The sequence below is a fragment of the Pseudomonas syringae pv. coryli str. NCPPB 4273 genome, from assembly GCF_000972175.1.
In the GTDB taxonomy this organism is placed as follows: domain Bacteria; phylum Pseudomonadota; class Gammaproteobacteria; order Pseudomonadales; family Pseudomonadaceae; genus Aquipseudomonas; species Aquipseudomonas syringae.
The window spans coordinates 38298-52752 of sequence record NZ_AWQP01000011.1 but is presented as its reverse complement, the minus strand read 5'-3'; the positions used below and the strand labels follow the sequence as shown (position 1 = coordinate 52752).

The window sequence follows — 14455 nt, the reverse complement described above, 5'->3', positions numbered from 1 at the left end:
GGAAAAGGCTTGGATTACGAGTACATCGAACGCCTGGTACGGACTTCGTTCGACGTGGTGGTGTACATGGAAGATACCTACATCGAAGAAGTGCATTACGAACCCCAACACAAGCTGGCCTTGCTCAATGGCCAGCGTCTACGAGCCGCCTAGGAGAGCGCCATGTGGTGGAAAGTCTCGTTATCAATCGTGTTCATGATGGCTGTGTGCTTCGTGATCGGACTGTACGCAGGGGGGGCGATGTTTCTGCACCTGACTCAAGGCCACTTCGCGGGCTTGTCCTGGGACACGCTGTGGGATGCCCGCAAGCTGCCCTGGAACGACATGCGAATGCTGTATGTGCCGTGGTCATGGTGTGTGACCGCTGCCCTCACCTTCTTGCCGGTCGGCATCACGCTGATGGCCGTTTTCATAGGCTTGAATCCCAAGACCTCGCTGCACGGTGATGCCCGTTTTGCCAACAACCGCGAGCTGCGCCAGTTCGAGTATCAAGGCGAGTACAAGAACACCAGCAAGTAGGCATTGCACCCGCATCGCCCCTGATACTCACGCATTTTCAAACCTTTCCATGCACCGCCACGCAGACGGCTATCAGCCGCCTGTAGCCGAGCTGTGTCCGGAAGCACCTTGCAGGAGAGCCCCAATGGAACAATCAAAAGAATCGAAACCCCTTCTCTTTTTGGGTTTGCCCTCGCCCATTGCGCTGGGCGTTGTCTTCATTGCAGTTTGGGGAATTTATATCGCACTCGCAAAGCTCGATGAGATCAATGCATCGCTCAGGCAGATCCAGGCCAATCAGCAGGTGGCCATAGCCCTGCAACAAAGCCTTCAGGCCCAAAGCAACGAAGCCCAGGCGATTGAGCGTCAAGCAGGGAGCCGCTGATGGCCAGAGCTAAATCCAAACCCATCAGCCCGACCAACCCACAAAAACGGATCGATGAGCATCCCGCGTTCCTCTTGGGCAAGCACCCCACTGAGGATTCGTTTCTGGCCAGTTACGGGCAACAGTTCGTGATGCTGGCCGCACCACCAGGCACCGGGAAAGGAGTCGGGGCCGTGATCCCGAACCTGCTCAGTTACCCCGATTCAATGGTGGTCAACGATCCGAAATTCGAAAACTGGGAAATCACCTCGGGGTTTCGTGCATCAGCAGGTCACAAGGTCTACCGCTTTTCGCCGGAACGCCTGGAAACGCACCGCTGGAACCCCCTGAGCGCGATCAACCGCGATCCACTCTACCGGCTGGGGGAGATTCGCACGATTGCCAGGGTGCTGTTCGTCTCCGACAACCCCAAGAACCAGGAGTGGTACAACAAGGCGGGCAACGTCTTCACCGCCGTACTGCTGTTTCTGATGGAGACGCCGGACATGCCTTTCACGTTGCCCCAAGCCTATGAAATTGGCTCTTTGGGTACCGGGATGGGGACGTGGGCCCAACAGATCATCGAGCTGCGCAGCACCGGCCCTAATGCATTGACCGTTGAAACACTGCGCGAGCTAAACGGTGTACTTGAGGCCTCGAAAAACAAGAGCAGCGGATGGTCCACCACCGTGGACATCGTGCGCGACGTGTTGTCGGTGTATGCCGAGAAGACGGTGGCCTGGGCAGTGTCAGGGGACGACATCGACCTGTCCAAAGCCCGTGAAGAAAAGATGACCGCGTACTTCAGCGTCACCGAGGGTTCGCTGAAGAAGTATGGCCCGCTGATGAATTTGTTCTTCACCCAGGCCATACGGCTCAACTCCAAAGTCATACCAGAGCAAGGCGGCCACTGTGCAGACGGCACGCTTCGCTACAAGTACCAGTTGGCCCTATTGATGGATGAGCTGGCCATCATGGGCCGTATTGAAATCTTGGAGACTGCGCCTGCATTGACCCGAGGCGCGGGGCTGAGGTTCTTCTTCATTTTTCAGGGAAAGGATCAGCTGCGCGCTATTTATGGCGAGGAAGCTGCCAACGCCATCATGAAGGCGATTCACAACGAAATCGTGTTCGCCCCTGGTGATATCAAGCTGGCCGAGGAGTACAGCAGGCGCTTGGGCAATACCACGGTGCGCGTCCATAACCAGTCGTTGAACAGGCAAAAGCACGAGGTGGGTGCGCGAGGCCAAACAGACAGTTACAGCGAACAGCCCCGGCCCTTGATGCTGCCCCAAGACATCAACGAGCTGCCTTATGACAAACAGTTGATCTTCGTACAAGGAACCAAAACCACGCCCGCCCTTAAGATTTTGGCTCGCAAGATTTTTTACTACGAGGAAGAGGTGTTCAAGTCGCGAGAAAAGCTGCCGCCACCGCCATTGCCTGTCGGTGATGCCTCAAAAATCGACGCGCTCACCGTGCCGGTCCGCACCGTCGAAGCCAGGGTGGCAGTGGCCGACACCAAGCCTATGCAGGCCGAACAACGGCAGCGCTGGAACCCCAAAGAGACCGCGTCCAAACCCGTCCAGGTCGAAGCGGACAAGGCTCTGCCTCCCGAGGTCGAGCCGGATCCTGAGCCTATGCAGGCTCACGATACCCGCTAACCGATGTAGTCCCCCATCGGCGCACCCAAGCGCCTGCAGGAGCAAAAACATGAATACCTACAGCAAAACGGCTGACCGCCAGGGTCAGGCCGCCGGCAACGCCGTGCGCGGTCGCGGCAAAACGCGGGTCTGCGCGCTGTTCGCAGTGTGCCTGCTGGGCAGTGGCTCAGCTTTCGCCGGTGATCCGTGCAAGTCCGTGCTGTGCCTCTACGGCAAGTTCACCGGCAACAGCGGTGGCAGTGAGTGCCGCAGCGCCGAACAGGACTACTTCAGCATCCTGGTCAAGAAGCACGGGAACATCAAATGGAGCCAGACCGCCACGGCGCGCCAGGACTACCTCAACAGCTGCCCCGGTGCTGATCAGAGCTACACCCAAAAAATCAACGACAAGTTCGGCAAGGTCCGGGGATAAGCCCCAGATCCTGACAAGGAGAACACCATGCGAGTATTCATTGCGGAAAAGCCTGCCCTGGGCCAGGTCATTGCCGAGGCGCTGGGCACCGTCATACGTAAGGACGGCTATTTCGAGTGTGGCAGCCACGACATCGTCACCTGGTGCGTTGGCCACCTGCTCGAACTGGCCCCGCCTGAGGTGCACAACCCCGATTATAAAAACTGGGTTCAGGCCGACCTGCCTCTGAAGCTGCGCCCGGCCAAGTACCAGCCCATCGCACGAACCAAGGACCAGCTGAGCATCGTCCAGCAGTTGATCGGTCGCGCCTCGGAAATCGTCCACGCCGGTGACCCGGACGACGAAGGCCAACTGCTGGTCGACGAGGTCCTGGTGCATTTTGGCAACACCGCGCCTGTCAAACGCATCCTGATCAACGACATGAACGCCAATGCCGCCCGCAAAGCTTTGGACGGCCTGCGTGACAACACCGAGTTTTACGGCCTGTTCCAGAAGGCACTGGCCCGCAGCATTGGTGATCAGTTGTACGGCTTCAACATGACCCGCGCCTGCACCCTGGCCGGTAGGGCCAAGGGTGTCAAAAGCGTGTTGTCGGTGGGTCGCGTGCAAACCCCGATTCTGGGTCTGATCGTGAACCGCTACCTGGCCAACAAGAGTCACGCCAGTGCGTTTTACTACACGGTAGCGGCAAGCCTGGCCTTTGGTAACAGTCGTCCCCAGGCCCGCCTCGTGGTGGCTGCTGATGCCCCAATTGATGACAAGAACCGCATCATCGACGAGGCGTATGCCACCCAGGTGGCCGATGCGTGCCGGCAGAAACCTGCAGACGTGATCGAGGCCCGTGTTGAGGAGAAGCAAACCCCGGCACCTTTGCCGTTCGCGTTGCTCGACCTGCAGGTGTACATGAGCAAGACCCACAGCATTGATGCCGAGAAAACCCTTGCCCTGACCCAGGCGCTGCGTGAGAAGTACAAGGCCATCACCTACAACCGGTCCGATTGCAGTTACCTGTCCGACGAACAATTTGCCGAGGCTCCGGAGACCTTGAGCCTGCTTAGCCAGGCACTGCCGGATCTAGCCGGGATGTTCACCGAAGTAAATTCGGAACGCAAAAGCCGGGCTTTCGACGACAGCAAGGTTTCGGCGCACACCGCGATCATCCCAACGGCAGTGAAGATCGACATTGCCCAGCTGAGTGACGAAGAACGCGCCGTGTACCTGGCCATCGTCAAACGCTACGTCGCGCAGTTCTTGCCCGAAAAACGCTACCTCAGCGCCGAGGTGCGTTTTGGCGTGAACGGACACACCTTCGTTGCGCGCTCCACCAAAGTGACGCAGCCCGGCTGGACGGCGCAGGTCACTGAAGAAAACGAGCAAGACGAAGACGCATCAGACGCTGCCGAGGTTGCGAGCCCCTTCGATGCGCTGGCGGATATGAAAGTCGGTGACGCCGGGGTATGCGACGGCATTACGGTGGCCAAGGAAAAGACCAAGCCCCTGCCGCTATACACCGAAGCCGAGCTGCTCAAGGACCTACGGCGAGTCGCCAAGTATGTGAAAGACCCGCGCATCAAGCAGCTGCTGATCGATCGTGACCAGGGCAAGAAAGGCGAAAACGGTGGCATCGGCACTCCGGCGACCCGTGGCGCGGTTCTGGCCAAGCTGCAGGAGCGTGGGTTCTACGCGGTAGAAAAGAAAAAACTGATCCCTACCGCGTTGGGTCTGGAGTTCATCGCCGCGTTGCCAGCGATTGCGACCACGCCAGACATGACCGCGCTCTGGCATGAACAGCAACAGATGATCGAGGCCGGTGAACTGACCGTCGACGCGTTCCTGGACGAGCTGGAGTCCTTCATTGCAGACCAGGTGCAGAACATCGATCTGGGCAACGTGCAAGGCGACGGTAAGCCGGTACTGGATAGCCTGAACGCCCAGTGCCCCATGTGCGGCAGTGAACTGGCTGTCACCCCGCGAGTGATCGGCTGTCGCGCCTGCGCCTTCAAGTTCTACCCAGAAGTTAGCGGCAAGATGCTGTCCCCCGGCCAGATCGAGGCGCTGCTGACGACGGGCAAGACCGGTGTACTGAAGGGTTTTCACAGCAAGAAAACCGGAAAGTCCTTTGAAGCGGCCCTGAAGCTCAATCAAGAAGCCAAGCTGGAATTCGTATACGGCCGCAAACCCACGCGCGCATGACCCCTCTCCTCAACGGAGGCATTTGCTATGTCAGACGAGAAATTACCCAAGGGAGCGTATGCCGCCCTTGAAGCGCTTCAGGCCCAGGCTGTAGCAGTAACAGCAACGATTCCAGGCAACGATACTGAAGCCGTGGCATTGGGCCGCAAGGCACTTGAACACGCTCAGGCACAAATGGCGAAACATCCGAGTTGGGTGGCCAAGATCATCAAGGCGCTGATGAAAGACCCATTCGACGTGACTGTCCTGACTGCGGACGCTAATTGGCTTGCACAGACCTTTACCGAGCGCATTGCGCAGTGGCCACCTGGGGAAACGATGACTGCGCAGTGCCCCAACTGCGAAACCCCCGCAACCGTCGATATCGTCAATGTCAGAGGGTGGGAAATGACTTGGCGTCCAGTAGATTGCGACACCTGTTTTGCAGAGTTTGAGTTGTGGGCAGACGGCACAACAGTTTTGATGTTGGCCCCAGCTGCGCAGTCGTCGGCCTGGGGCCGCGAGCTGCTGAACACGACAATCCATTTTGACCCCGACGCCAGCAAAAACGCCCCCCACACCACTGCCGTCGAAATCTTGCTAGGAGGTGTTGGGCGACTGATGTTTCCCGATGGTACCGAGCAGTTTGTGGATGACGACGCCGAACCGGCGCTGATCTATTCGCCGCGCCTACAGCCCGACGCCCTGGAGCGATTCTGCGAAGAACATATGGACCGTTACGAGCGTTTCCACGAGGAACATGAAGCGCAACTGGCAAGCTGTGAACGTATCGCCATGGACGCCTTTTGGTAAGTCCGTAGGTCTCTCACACCCCTTCACACCCCATTTCAGAACTCATTGAAGAAGGAGCGCATCATGGCGCGTGGAATCAATAAAGTGATCCTGGTAGGCACCTGCGGACAAGACCCTGACTGTCGTTACCTGCCCAACGGCACGGCGGTAACCAACCTGAGCCTGGCCACCAGTGAGCAATGGACTGACAAACAGACCGGTCAGAAGGTCGAAAAGACCGAATGGCACCGCGTGTCGCTGTTTGGCAAGAGCGCCGAAATCGCCGGCGAATACCTGCGCAAGGGTTCGCAGGTCTACATCGAGGGCAAGCTGCAAACCCGCGAATGGGAAAAGGACGGTATCAAACGCTACACCACGGAAATCGTCGTGGACATGCAAGGCACCATGCAGCTGCTCGGTGGCCGTCCACAGGGCGACTCCCAACAAGGGCAGAACGGCCACGGCAGCGGTGACAGCGATCACCAGGAACCCCCTCGGCAACAAGCCCCCCAACAGGCGGCACTGGAAAAATCGTCCGGCAAAGGCAAAGCTGCACCAAAACCGCCACGTGCATCAGGGAAGCAGACTCAGGCCAAAGCGCCTGCACCGCAACCTGCCGGGGATTTTGACGGCCCCGATCCCGATATCCCCTTCATGGACCCTTACCGGTTCAACTGGATGCTGGTCTGACCCACCCACACAGCGATCTTGCCCACGTCAGGTGCCGCGCTCCCGGCTCGTCGTGACGCGCTCTATCGTCGCGGCGAACGGAAGCACGGGCGCAGCGCACACTTGACGCTACCTCGTTCAGAAAAGGCTCACCTTGGGAGTGTGGGGTAGCTTCACCACCCCGCGCTCCCGAGGTCAACGCGGCCGTTGCGGGATGACAAGGGCCGCGCCCTTGGTGTTCAAACCGCCCGGCATCAACAAATTTCAGATCAAGCACACCGAGTAGTGATTACCCGGTGCGACCCCCTCTATTCAAGGATTACCCAGATGAAAGCGATCAAAAAGAAAGTCGTCGTCATTAACTACACCGGCACCGTTGGTAAAACTACCATCGCCGCCAACCTGTTGTGGCCGCGAATGGGCGGTGCGCCGCTCTATGCCATTGAGTCAATCAACGAAACGGCAGAGAACCTTGGCCTGGATGTAGAGAAGCTGCGCGGCAACGCATTCCGCGAGCTGTTCAAACGACTCATGCTTGAGGATCAGGCCATCATCGATGTCGGAGCGTCCAACGTTGAAGACTTTATGGCCAACCTGGAGGAGTTTGACGAAGCTCATGAAGAAGTCGACTACTTCGTGATCCCTGTCACCTCGGGCACCAAGGAGCAAAAAGAAACAGTCAGCATGATCGGCAGCCTCGCCTCTCTGGGCGTACCTCCTGAAAAGATTCTTGTATTGTTCAATCGTGTCAAAAAAGATGTGAAAACAGAGTTTCCAATTATCTTTGCTTTTCACCAGCGCGGCAGTGTCTTCACGTTGAACCCAGAATGTGCCGTGTTCGAATCAGAATTGTTTGACGCTTTGTCTATCCACCGCATTTCAATGCAAAGCGTCATGGACGATGACACCGACTACAAAGCACTTCTGAAGGACAAAGAGGCCAGCGCACAAGAGCGTGATCGTTGGTCCGATATGTACGGACTGAAGCTCTTGTGTAAAGGCGTCAATCGCAAGCTTGATGCGGTATTCACAGCGCTGTTTGGCATTGAGGTGATCAAATGAGTGAACATGAAGCTGTCCCAACTACTGCGCGTGATGCCCTGATCATTGAGCTTCTGAGCGATGTTGGTCGTTTGCACGATGATGTAAAACGCATACCGCAGTTGCTTGAGCTATCGATGAGGGATTCTCTGGATATTGTGGCCGACGCTGTAGAAGATGCGGAAGACACGGCGTTGCTTTTGCAAGAAACGACAAAGGAAGTCATTCAAGCGACTGCCGCCAAAGCAGGTGTGGACGTTGCTTTGGAAATGTCCACTGCCATTCACCAGAGTTTAGAGCGAGTGTTCGAACCTGCATTGCAGCGCGCAGCGATCCAAATCGATGACTTGGAAAAGCGAGTAAGTGCTTTATCCGGTAACTTCCGTGACACACAGGCTTCACGGTTCAATTACATCGTCTTGGCGGGATTTGTGGCCGTGAGCATCGCGGTAGTGTGTGCAATGGGTTGGGTAGCGATTAAGGCTCAGGACGTTAATGAGACCAATCGATGGTTCTATCACGAATACAAAAAACAGCAGGCGGTCATTGATACACTACCGTCTGCCATTAAAAAACAGTTCACGCCGTAACTACGGAGCTAACAACCATACCCCTGTCATGGCTTTGAAGTTCTGTTCGCGTCACTGATGACTTCGGCCCAGTTCGTGTTTTCCACCTCCTCCCTGATCTGCTTCATGCTTTGCCTGATGTTGGCCCTTGGTGTGGTCTTATCGCTATCTGGCAACGCGGTATTTCTGATCGCTGCGCTGTCGCTTTTTTCAGGCAGGGGGTGTTTAACCTGTCCGGCTCGTTTGTGGCTTTTACGAATTCTGTACAGCGCCTGGTCGAAGTGACGAAGGCTGATATCGAGTCCGGTATCCACCAGCTTCTGATGAATCACCGTCCTGCTCACACCTGAGCTCAGGGCGTTTTCGATCACGTCATACAGGTCGCGGATTTGCGCAGTGTAGGACCTGGCTTTGCTGTCCTGGGCCAGTTCTGCCAACGCCTCACGCCGGTTTTCGGTTTCTTGAGCCACGATTTGCCTCTTGCTGCGTTCTTAGTGATGTAAATGTGATGTAAAACTGTCGTATTCGAGCGTAACACTGATGTAGAAAAACGCAATTTAAAGTAATACTGATGTAATCCCGAGCATTTCAGATGCAATTCTGATGTAACCCGCAGGTTCACCCTGCTGACTCCCTATCTCGAATTCGCTAAACAGGCACGTTACCGATGTATACGGGGGGATGAAGCGCCCCCCCGAATACATCGCCGTGCCAAAGGGGAAACCCCTTTGAAACCCCGCAGAGCGTTAGCGCTGCGCTTGTTGTTAGTCATCAGTCAGTAAATCAGTCACGTCATTCATCGTCGGAGGCCCCATGGCTGAGCAGCCCCCAAAGACCCGTGTCCTGACCCTGCGTGTGGGTGAGGATGATCACACCGAGATACTCAGGAAGACCAAGGACGCAGGCATGACGACTTCCGAGTTCCTGCGTGACGTTTTTATCAATGCCAAACTCACCTTCAATGTTAAAGCGGCCAAGCCACAGGACTATCACCGGCTGCTGTTCTTCTATAACAAAACCAGCAACAACATTAACCAGTTGGCCCATCAGGTAAATGCTGCACACCGCCGTGGCGTTATTTCTGAAAAGACGTACATCCTCTGGCTGAATAAGTTGACGTCAATTGAGGCCCTGCTGTTAGCAGGGGTCTCTGATGCTGATTAGGCCCAGTGGGTACAACATTGGCGCACAGGAATATCTCGAAGAAGGCAATAAGTCAGGGCGTGAGTTCACTCGTGATGAACTGGATCATCGCCTGGTGATATCCGGCGACCTCGATTTAACCCGTTCTATATATGAGAGTATCCCTGATTGCGGCCAGGACCGTTACTTGACGTTCACGCTTAGCTTTCGTGAAGACGCTGTAGCCGAATCTACGCTTAAAGCTGTTACAGGCGAATTTAAACAGTTTCTCATGTATGCGTATAAAGCGGAAGAATTCAATTTTTATGCAGAAGCGCATTTACCGAAGATCAAGTGGGTAACTGACAAGAAGACTGGCAAGCCTGTCGAGCGCAAACCACATATTCATGTGATCGTGCCGCGAATTAACTTGCTTAGTGGCAATGAAGCCAATCCCGTGGGCTTTTATAAGAATCATGAGAAGTACTTTGAAGCTTTCCAGGAATACTTAAACCAGAAGTACAGCCTTGCGTCCCCCAGAGAGCATGTCCGGGTAGACATTGCTGATGCTGCGAGCGTGTTGTCTAGGTACAAGGGCGATGACTTCTACGGTAAGAATCGTGAGTTCAAGCAAGCGCTGGTTAAGCAGGTAATTGAAAAGAATGTTACCACCCGTGACGCGTTTTACGAGTTGGCGGCCACCTACGGAGAGACGCGAATCCGCAACCAGGGCAAAGACAACGAGTACGTGGCCGTCAAGTTGCCGGGTGATGCAAAGTTTACCAACCTTAAAGAAACCATTTTTCACGATGACTTTATCGTCAGGCGCGACTTGAAAAAGGAGCCGCTTGATAAAGCGATCATTGCCCAGCGGTTAACTGAATGGCCGCAACGGGCGATGGAAATCAAGTATGTGGAAAAGGCGACACCGGCGTTTCGCAAACGTTATGTGGCTTCCAGCCCAGAAGAGCGTCAGCAGTTGCTTGCTGAGCGCGAGCAGAAATTCTACCAAGTCCATGGAGAACACAATGACACAGTACACACCGGGCAACGACAGAGAGATCACCAGCGAAGTCCTGCTGAAACTACGGGGCGACGCACTGCCGAGCCTGCCGATGGCTTGCAAAACCTGTCCGTCAGCAATGTGGCAGATCACCGGCAAGCCGGATCGGCCCGAAGCCGTGACGGTGCGCTGTTACTGCCCAGTGATGCACACGTTCACTTGGGACAGCCGCAATCAGGAGGAGATTCTGGATTGCGACCACCTGTACCAGGAGGAAGACGGGGAAGAGGGGGCGGGTCCACAGTTGAGCGCGGAAGAGGAGGAAGCGGGCATGCCGCCGTTTCTCCGCAAGCAACGGGAACAGCAACGCCTGCAGGCGCTACAGCCCGACGCCGGGCCGGAGGTGGAAAACCCCGAAACGCCCGAGTACGAGCAGGACGCGTAGTCCCGCCTTACGCGAAGAACCCTCATCGCGTGGCCACCATTGCTGACATCGAGGAGCGTGGCCGACAGCTGTTCGATCCACTCAAGCGGCCATCTGACAACGCGCTGGTGTTCTATCGATCCACGTCTGGCGCGTTATCCAGCCACCAGCAGGTGGCCAGCCAGGTGCCCAAGGCGACGACAACGCCTGGCCGATCTACCGCCGGACGCAGGCCCAAGAATACAGGCAAGCCCCGCCCTCCCCGCCAATGGCGGCCAGGGTCTGTCGTCCCGCCTTACGCCAAGAACCCTCACCGGGTCGCGAGGGTGGCTGACATCGAGCAGCGCGGCCGGATGCTGTTCGATCCGCTCAAACGTCCCGCAGACAAGGCGCTGGTGTTCAAGCGCGCCTCGATCAAGGCCCTAACCGTTAACAGGCAGGCCTCGACTGTGGCCGCGTATTTCACGCGGCAAGCGCAGCACAACCAGATTGCCCCGGATCATCGCCAGGCCATACGCCGGATCGATCAACAGTATTACGCGCTCAGGCGCGCCGTGTTCTCCGATAAACGCTTAACCCGCCAGGACAAGGCGCAGCTGGTTTCCGTGCTGACCTTCGAGCGGCTCAAAGCACGTGAACAGTTCCACAAACCCCAACCCAATATCGAGGTAAATCTCATGGGCAGTGCAGCCATACGCAATCTCCTAAACGATGAAAAAGAAGACCCAGGCTTCAGTATCAGCGGCGCGCGGGGCCCAGGCCGTGAAGGCGTGCGTGACCAGGTGAAGCGGGTCATGGATCGTTTCGCCAAACAGGTTGATCCAGCCGCCGCCAGTGAGCGGGCTCGCGACCTCAGCGCCAAGGATCTTTACACGCGCAAGGCCAAGTTCAGTCAGAACGTGCATTACCTGGACAAACAGACCGACAAGACCCTGTTTGTCGACACGGGCACAACCATTTCCATGCGCCGCACGGGCATTACCGAGTCAGGAGTGTCCGTGGCCCTCCAACTGGCCAAAGAAAGGTTCGGCAGCACACTGACGATCAATGGCACTGCTGAATTCAAAAAGCTGGTGATCGAGGCGGTGGCCAAGAACGGTCTTGACGTGCATTTCACAGACAAGGCCATGAATCAAAGCCTGGCGGATCGCCGTGCAGAGCTGGACGTCGAGCGCGGTGGCCAGAGCATAGGACCTGCCAACGATCTGCCGCGGCACGTGGACGACGCCACACGGGACGTGCGGGACCAGGCGGATCGCCTGGGCCTTACCGTGCCAATCGAAGCCCTATATGGAGAAGGCAAAACGGCTGAGCAGGTAAGCCAGGCGCTTGCCGCCCAGCTGGACACCGTGCCTGAGTCGGAGCGCATTGCGTTTGTGGAGACTGTGGCGACTACCCTGGCCATTCCAGAGCGTGGCCAGCCCAAAGGCGACCAGGCGTTTTCGCAATGGCAGGCGCAGCGTGCCCAACCGGCGGTGGATTCCGCAGCAACGGCTTCAGCAGAAACGCCTACCCGCGTGCCAACGCCTTCAGACGCTGCGCCTGAACCGGTGAGCCCAGAAGCCGCGAAGCCTGCGCGGGTCAACGACCCTGACCTGCAGAGCCCCAGCGAGCTGGTCAGGCTTGAAGCGCAATGGCGTCGTGATTTTCCGATGTCCGAAGCGGATGTCAGGGCCTCTGATACGGTCATGGGCTTGCGAGGTGAAGACCATGCCATCTGGATCATTGCGACGGATGACAAGACCCCAGAAGCGGCTGCCCTGCTGACGGCTTACATGGAAAATGACAGCTACCGGGAAGCGTTCAAAGCCAGCATCGTCGCTGCTTACAAGCAAGTCGAAAACTCGCCTCAGTCGGTCGATGACCTGGATCACCTCACGGCGATGGCTGCCCAGATAGTCAATGAGGTGGAGGAGCGTTTGTTTCCTACATCTCAAGCAGCAACGGGCCAGACAGCGCCGTCCAGAAGTAAAGTCATCGAGGGCACGCTTATCGAGCATGGGGAAGCACCGTATCAGCACAATGACGACAACCAGATGAGCTACTTCGTGACGCTCAAGCCTGAGGGCGGTAAGCCCCGCACGGTGTGGGGCGTAGGGCTGGAAGAGGCCATGAGCGACGCAGATCTGAAGCAAGGCGACCAGGTACGTTTGGAAGACCTGGGCACCCAGCCTGTCGTGGTGCAGGTCATCGAAGAGGACGGCACTGTAACGGACAAAACGGTCAACCGCCGCGAATGGTCAGTGCAGCCGGTCGCTCCTGAGCGGGAAGTGGCCGAGACCACGCCCAAGGGGCAGGCCGCCGCAGCAGGCACACCGGAGCTGTCATCCCCGGATGAAGATGACGGCATGAGCGTGGACTGAGCGGTGTAGATAACCCACCTCCTTGTCTAGAGGTGGGACTTTTCTAACCGGCAATAGATTTCTCGTAGTAAAAGTTCAATAACTTATGTAAGTTATGTCACTTCAATAAATGCTACACAGGGTAGATCATGATCTTACTTTTAGGTGGTGAAAAAGGCGGCAGTGGAAAAAGCTGTCTGGCTCAAAATCTGGCTGTTTGGTTGCAGGCTCGCGGAGGTGATGTCCTGCTTCTTGATGCAGACCCTCAGGGCACAACTGCTGACTGGGCTGCTGAACGGTCCGCTCAAGGAGACCTACCTGCGATTCCCGTTGTGCAGGCACACGGGAATATTCGTCAAACACTTACAGACTTACGTGGCCGCTACCGGCAAATCGTGGTCGATGCTGGAGGATCTGATTCGGAGGCGCTGCGGTCAGCAATGACGGTTGCGACTCATATGTTGATCCCTTTTCGCCCCAAGCGACGAGATCTCAAAACCCTTCCCAAGGTCGATAACTTGGCGCGACTGGCGACAGCTGTAAATCCAGCATTGAATGTACGTGCAGTGATCACGCAATGCCCAGCCCTTCCAAGCCAGATACAGCGGATATTGGATGCCAAAGAAGCATGCCGCTCATTCGGCATTCAACCTCTTGACGCTATTACTACGGCTCGCAATGTCTACGACGATGCGGATGAGGACGGATGTTCGGTCTTGGAGAGCCACTCTGACGCACGTGCTAAAGAAGAAATAGAGACGTTGGCAGCAGAGCTTTGGGGGGCTGCAAAATGGGATTGAAAGATTTGATTCGTAAGCCTGAGCAGGTCTCCCCCTCTTCGGAGGCAAACGACGAAGCCGCACTGGCTTTTATATCTGCTGCACCGGTTAGTGCTACCCCTGAGCCTAAGCGCAAGCGTAAGAAAGCTTCTACATTCGTGCGTACTACTTTTTCCCTGTCTAAAGACGTCAACAGGCAGATAGATAAGATTTCTCTCTTGCCACGGACCTTCCGCATATCTCGGTCCGATGTGATTCGTGCTGGGATCATGGCCCTCCAGGAGCTGGATAAGGCTGATCTGATTGCGTTGCTTGAGAATGCTTCGAATGCTGAGCCCATCACCGATTTTACGGAAGACGAGTAAGCGCTTTAACTTACGTAAGTTATTCAAGTTGCATAAATTACTTCATTCGTATCGCTGAAAGCCCCGTATTGCAAGGCCTATGGCCATTCGTACCATGCAAAAAAATCGGTGCAATATCAGCTGTAAAAAATGGCATTTTCATTGCGGATGGGGAATTCGGGTGATAGTGTTCACCCACTTTGCCTGCCCACCGTTGCTGGGATGCCATATTTTTCATGCTCGAATGAGCGTAGACGGGA

Annotated in this window: 16 protein-coding genes and 1 pseudogene; 15 read left to right on the top strand and 2 right to left on the bottom strand. The window is 56.2% G+C overall.

From position 1 onward, the window contains the following. The 10 genes and pseudogenes from P406_RS27285 to P406_RS07185 form a co-directional block, all read left to right on the top strand. Window positions 1-153 (top strand): annotated as a pseudogene (locus P406_RS27285) (P-type DNA transfer ATPase VirB11); the annotation flags it as partial. A 9-nt stretch (window positions 154-162) separates the two neighbouring features. After that, window positions 163-519 (top strand): hypothetical protein, encoded by a 357-nt coding sequence (locus P406_RS07225; protein ID WP_046235803.1) that lies wholly within the window; start codon window positions 163-165, stop codon window positions 517-519. Window positions 520-643: 124 nt separating this feature from the next. Beyond that, window positions 644-883: a hypothetical protein gene (locus P406_RS07220; protein ID WP_046235802.1), complete on the top strand. Its 240-nt coding sequence runs from the start codon at window positions 644-646 to the stop codon at window positions 881-883. Beyond that, on the top strand, window positions 883-2526 hold the full coding sequence (locus tag P406_RS07215) for a type IV secretory system conjugative DNA transfer family protein (protein WP_046235801.1): 1644 nt from the start codon (window positions 883-885) through the stop codon (window positions 2524-2526). The genes P406_RS07220 and P406_RS07215 overlap by 1 nt, the downstream gene beginning before the upstream one ends. 49 nt (window positions 2527-2575) lie before the next feature. Continuing rightward, entirely contained in the window at window positions 2576-2938 is a 363-nt protein-coding gene (locus tag P406_RS07210) for a TrbM/KikA/MpfK family conjugal transfer protein (RefSeq protein WP_046235800.1), read from the top strand. 27 nt (window positions 2939-2965) lie between these two features. Further along, entirely contained in the window at window positions 2966-5131 is a 2166-nt protein-coding gene (locus tag P406_RS07205; RefSeq protein WP_046235799.1) for a type IA DNA topoisomerase, read from the top strand. Between the two features lie 27 nt (window positions 5132-5158). Continuing rightward, complete coding sequence (locus P406_RS07200; protein ID WP_046235798.1) at window positions 5159-5923, top strand: hypothetical protein; 765 nt, start codon at window positions 5159-5161, stop codon at window positions 5921-5923. Window positions 5924-5986: 63 nt separating this feature from the next. Further along, window positions 5987-6592 carry a single-stranded DNA-binding protein gene (locus P406_RS07195; RefSeq protein ID WP_046235797.1) on the top strand — a complete coding sequence of 202 codons (606 nt, stop codon included), beginning with the start codon at window positions 5987-5989 and terminating at the stop codon, window positions 6590-6592. 306 nt (window positions 6593-6898) lie between these two features. Further along, complete coding sequence (stbB, locus tag P406_RS07190; protein WP_046235796.1) at window positions 6899-7633, top strand: StbB family protein; 735 nt, start codon at window positions 6899-6901, stop codon at window positions 7631-7633. Then, complete coding sequence (locus tag P406_RS07185) at window positions 7630-8202, top strand: hypothetical protein (RefSeq protein ID WP_046235795.1); 573 nt, start codon at window positions 7630-7632, stop codon at window positions 8200-8202. Before stbB ends, P406_RS07185 begins: the two co-directional genes overlap by 4 nt. 26 nt (window positions 8203-8228) lie before the next feature. Here the strand turns inward: P406_RS07185 and P406_RS07180 are convergent, their stop codons facing one another. Continuing rightward, the gene (locus P406_RS07180; protein WP_046235794.1) at window positions 8229-8651 is read right to left on the bottom strand and encodes a hypothetical protein; all 423 of its coding nucleotides are present in this window, start codon (window positions 8649-8651) and stop codon (window positions 8229-8231) included. 343 nt (window positions 8652-8994) lie between these two features. On the opposite strand from P406_RS07180, the gene P406_RS07175 reads away from it, so the two are divergent. Continuing rightward, a complete protein-coding gene (locus tag P406_RS07175) occupies window positions 8995-9345 on the top strand; it encodes a plasmid mobilization protein (RefSeq protein ID WP_046235793.1) in 351 nt (116 codons plus the stop codon). 466 nt (window positions 9346-9811) lie between these two features. Here P406_RS07175 and P406_RS29730 read toward each other — a convergent pair whose 3' ends face one another. Next, window positions 9812-10111 carry a hypothetical protein gene (locus tag P406_RS29730; RefSeq protein WP_046235791.1) on the bottom strand — a complete coding sequence of 100 codons (300 nt, stop codon included), beginning with the start codon at window positions 10109-10111 and terminating at the stop codon, window positions 9812-9814. Between the two features lie 220 nt (window positions 10112-10331). On the opposite strand from P406_RS29730, the gene P406_RS29725 reads away from it, so the two are divergent. The 4 genes from P406_RS29725 (at window position 10332) to P406_RS07145 (ending at window position 14216) form a co-directional block, all read left to right on the top strand. After that, window positions 10332-10751: a hypothetical protein gene (locus P406_RS29725; RefSeq protein ID WP_046235808.1), complete on the top strand. Its 420-nt coding sequence runs from the start codon at window positions 10332-10334 to the stop codon at window positions 10749-10751. A gap of 332 nt (window positions 10752-11083) precedes the next feature. Continuing rightward, complete coding sequence (locus P406_RS07155; RefSeq protein ID WP_046235807.1) at window positions 11084-13093, top strand: LPD7 domain-containing protein; 2010 nt, start codon at window positions 11084-11086, stop codon at window positions 13091-13093. A 128-nt stretch (window positions 13094-13221) separates the two neighbouring features. Further along, window positions 13222-13872 (top strand): AAA family ATPase, encoded by a 651-nt coding sequence (locus P406_RS07150; protein WP_046235790.1) that lies wholly within the window; start codon window positions 13222-13224, stop codon window positions 13870-13872. Beyond that, window positions 13863-14216 carry a hypothetical protein gene (locus P406_RS07145; protein ID WP_046235789.1) on the top strand — a complete coding sequence of 118 codons (354 nt, stop codon included), beginning with the start codon at window positions 13863-13865 and terminating at the stop codon, window positions 14214-14216. Before P406_RS07150 ends, P406_RS07145 begins: the two co-directional genes overlap by 10 nt. Window positions 14217-14455 lie beyond the last annotated feature (239 nt).

Bases quoted from the DNA above. Each gene is read 5' to 3' on its own strand.
- P406_RS07225 (WP_046235803.1), top strand. From the start codon at position 163: ATGTGGTGGAAAGTCTCGTTATCAATCGTGTTCATGATGGCTGTGTGC.
- P406_RS07220 (WP_046235802.1), top strand. From the start codon at position 644: ATGGAACAATCAAAAGAATCGAAACCCCTTCTCTTTTTGGGTTTGCCC.
- P406_RS07215 (WP_046235801.1), top strand. From the start codon at position 883: ATGGCCAGAGCTAAATCCAAACCCATCAGCCCGACCAACCCACAAAAA.
- P406_RS07210 (WP_046235800.1), top strand. From the start codon at position 2,576: ATGAATACCTACAGCAAAACGGCTGACCGCCAGGGTCAGGCCGCCGGC.
- P406_RS07205 (WP_046235799.1), top strand. From the start codon at position 2,966: ATGCGAGTATTCATTGCGGAAAAGCCTGCCCTGGGCCAGGTCATTGCC.
- P406_RS07200 (WP_046235798.1), top strand. From the start codon at position 5,159: ATGTCAGACGAGAAATTACCCAAGGGAGCGTATGCCGCCCTTGAAGCG.
- P406_RS07195 (WP_046235797.1), top strand. From the start codon at position 5,987: ATGGCGCGTGGAATCAATAAAGTGATCCTGGTAGGCACCTGCGGACAA.
- stbB (WP_046235796.1), top strand. From the start codon at position 6,899: ATGAAAGCGATCAAAAAGAAAGTCGTCGTCATTAACTACACCGGCACC.
- P406_RS07185 (WP_046235795.1), top strand. From the start codon at position 7,630: ATGAGTGAACATGAAGCTGTCCCAACTACTGCGCGTGATGCCCTGATC.
- P406_RS07175 (WP_046235793.1), top strand. From the start codon at position 8,995: ATGGCTGAGCAGCCCCCAAAGACCCGTGTCCTGACCCTGCGTGTGGGT.
- P406_RS29725 (WP_046235808.1), top strand. From the start codon at position 10,332: ATGACACAGTACACACCGGGCAACGACAGAGAGATCACCAGCGAAGTC.
- P406_RS07155 (WP_046235807.1), top strand. From the start codon at position 11,084: ATGCTGTTCGATCCGCTCAAACGTCCCGCAGACAAGGCGCTGGTGTTC.
- P406_RS07150 (WP_046235790.1), top strand. From the start codon at position 13,222: ATGATCTTACTTTTAGGTGGTGAAAAAGGCGGCAGTGGAAAAAGCTGT.
- P406_RS07145 (WP_046235789.1), top strand. From the start codon at position 13,863: ATGGGATTGAAAGATTTGATTCGTAAGCCTGAGCAGGTCTCCCCCTCT.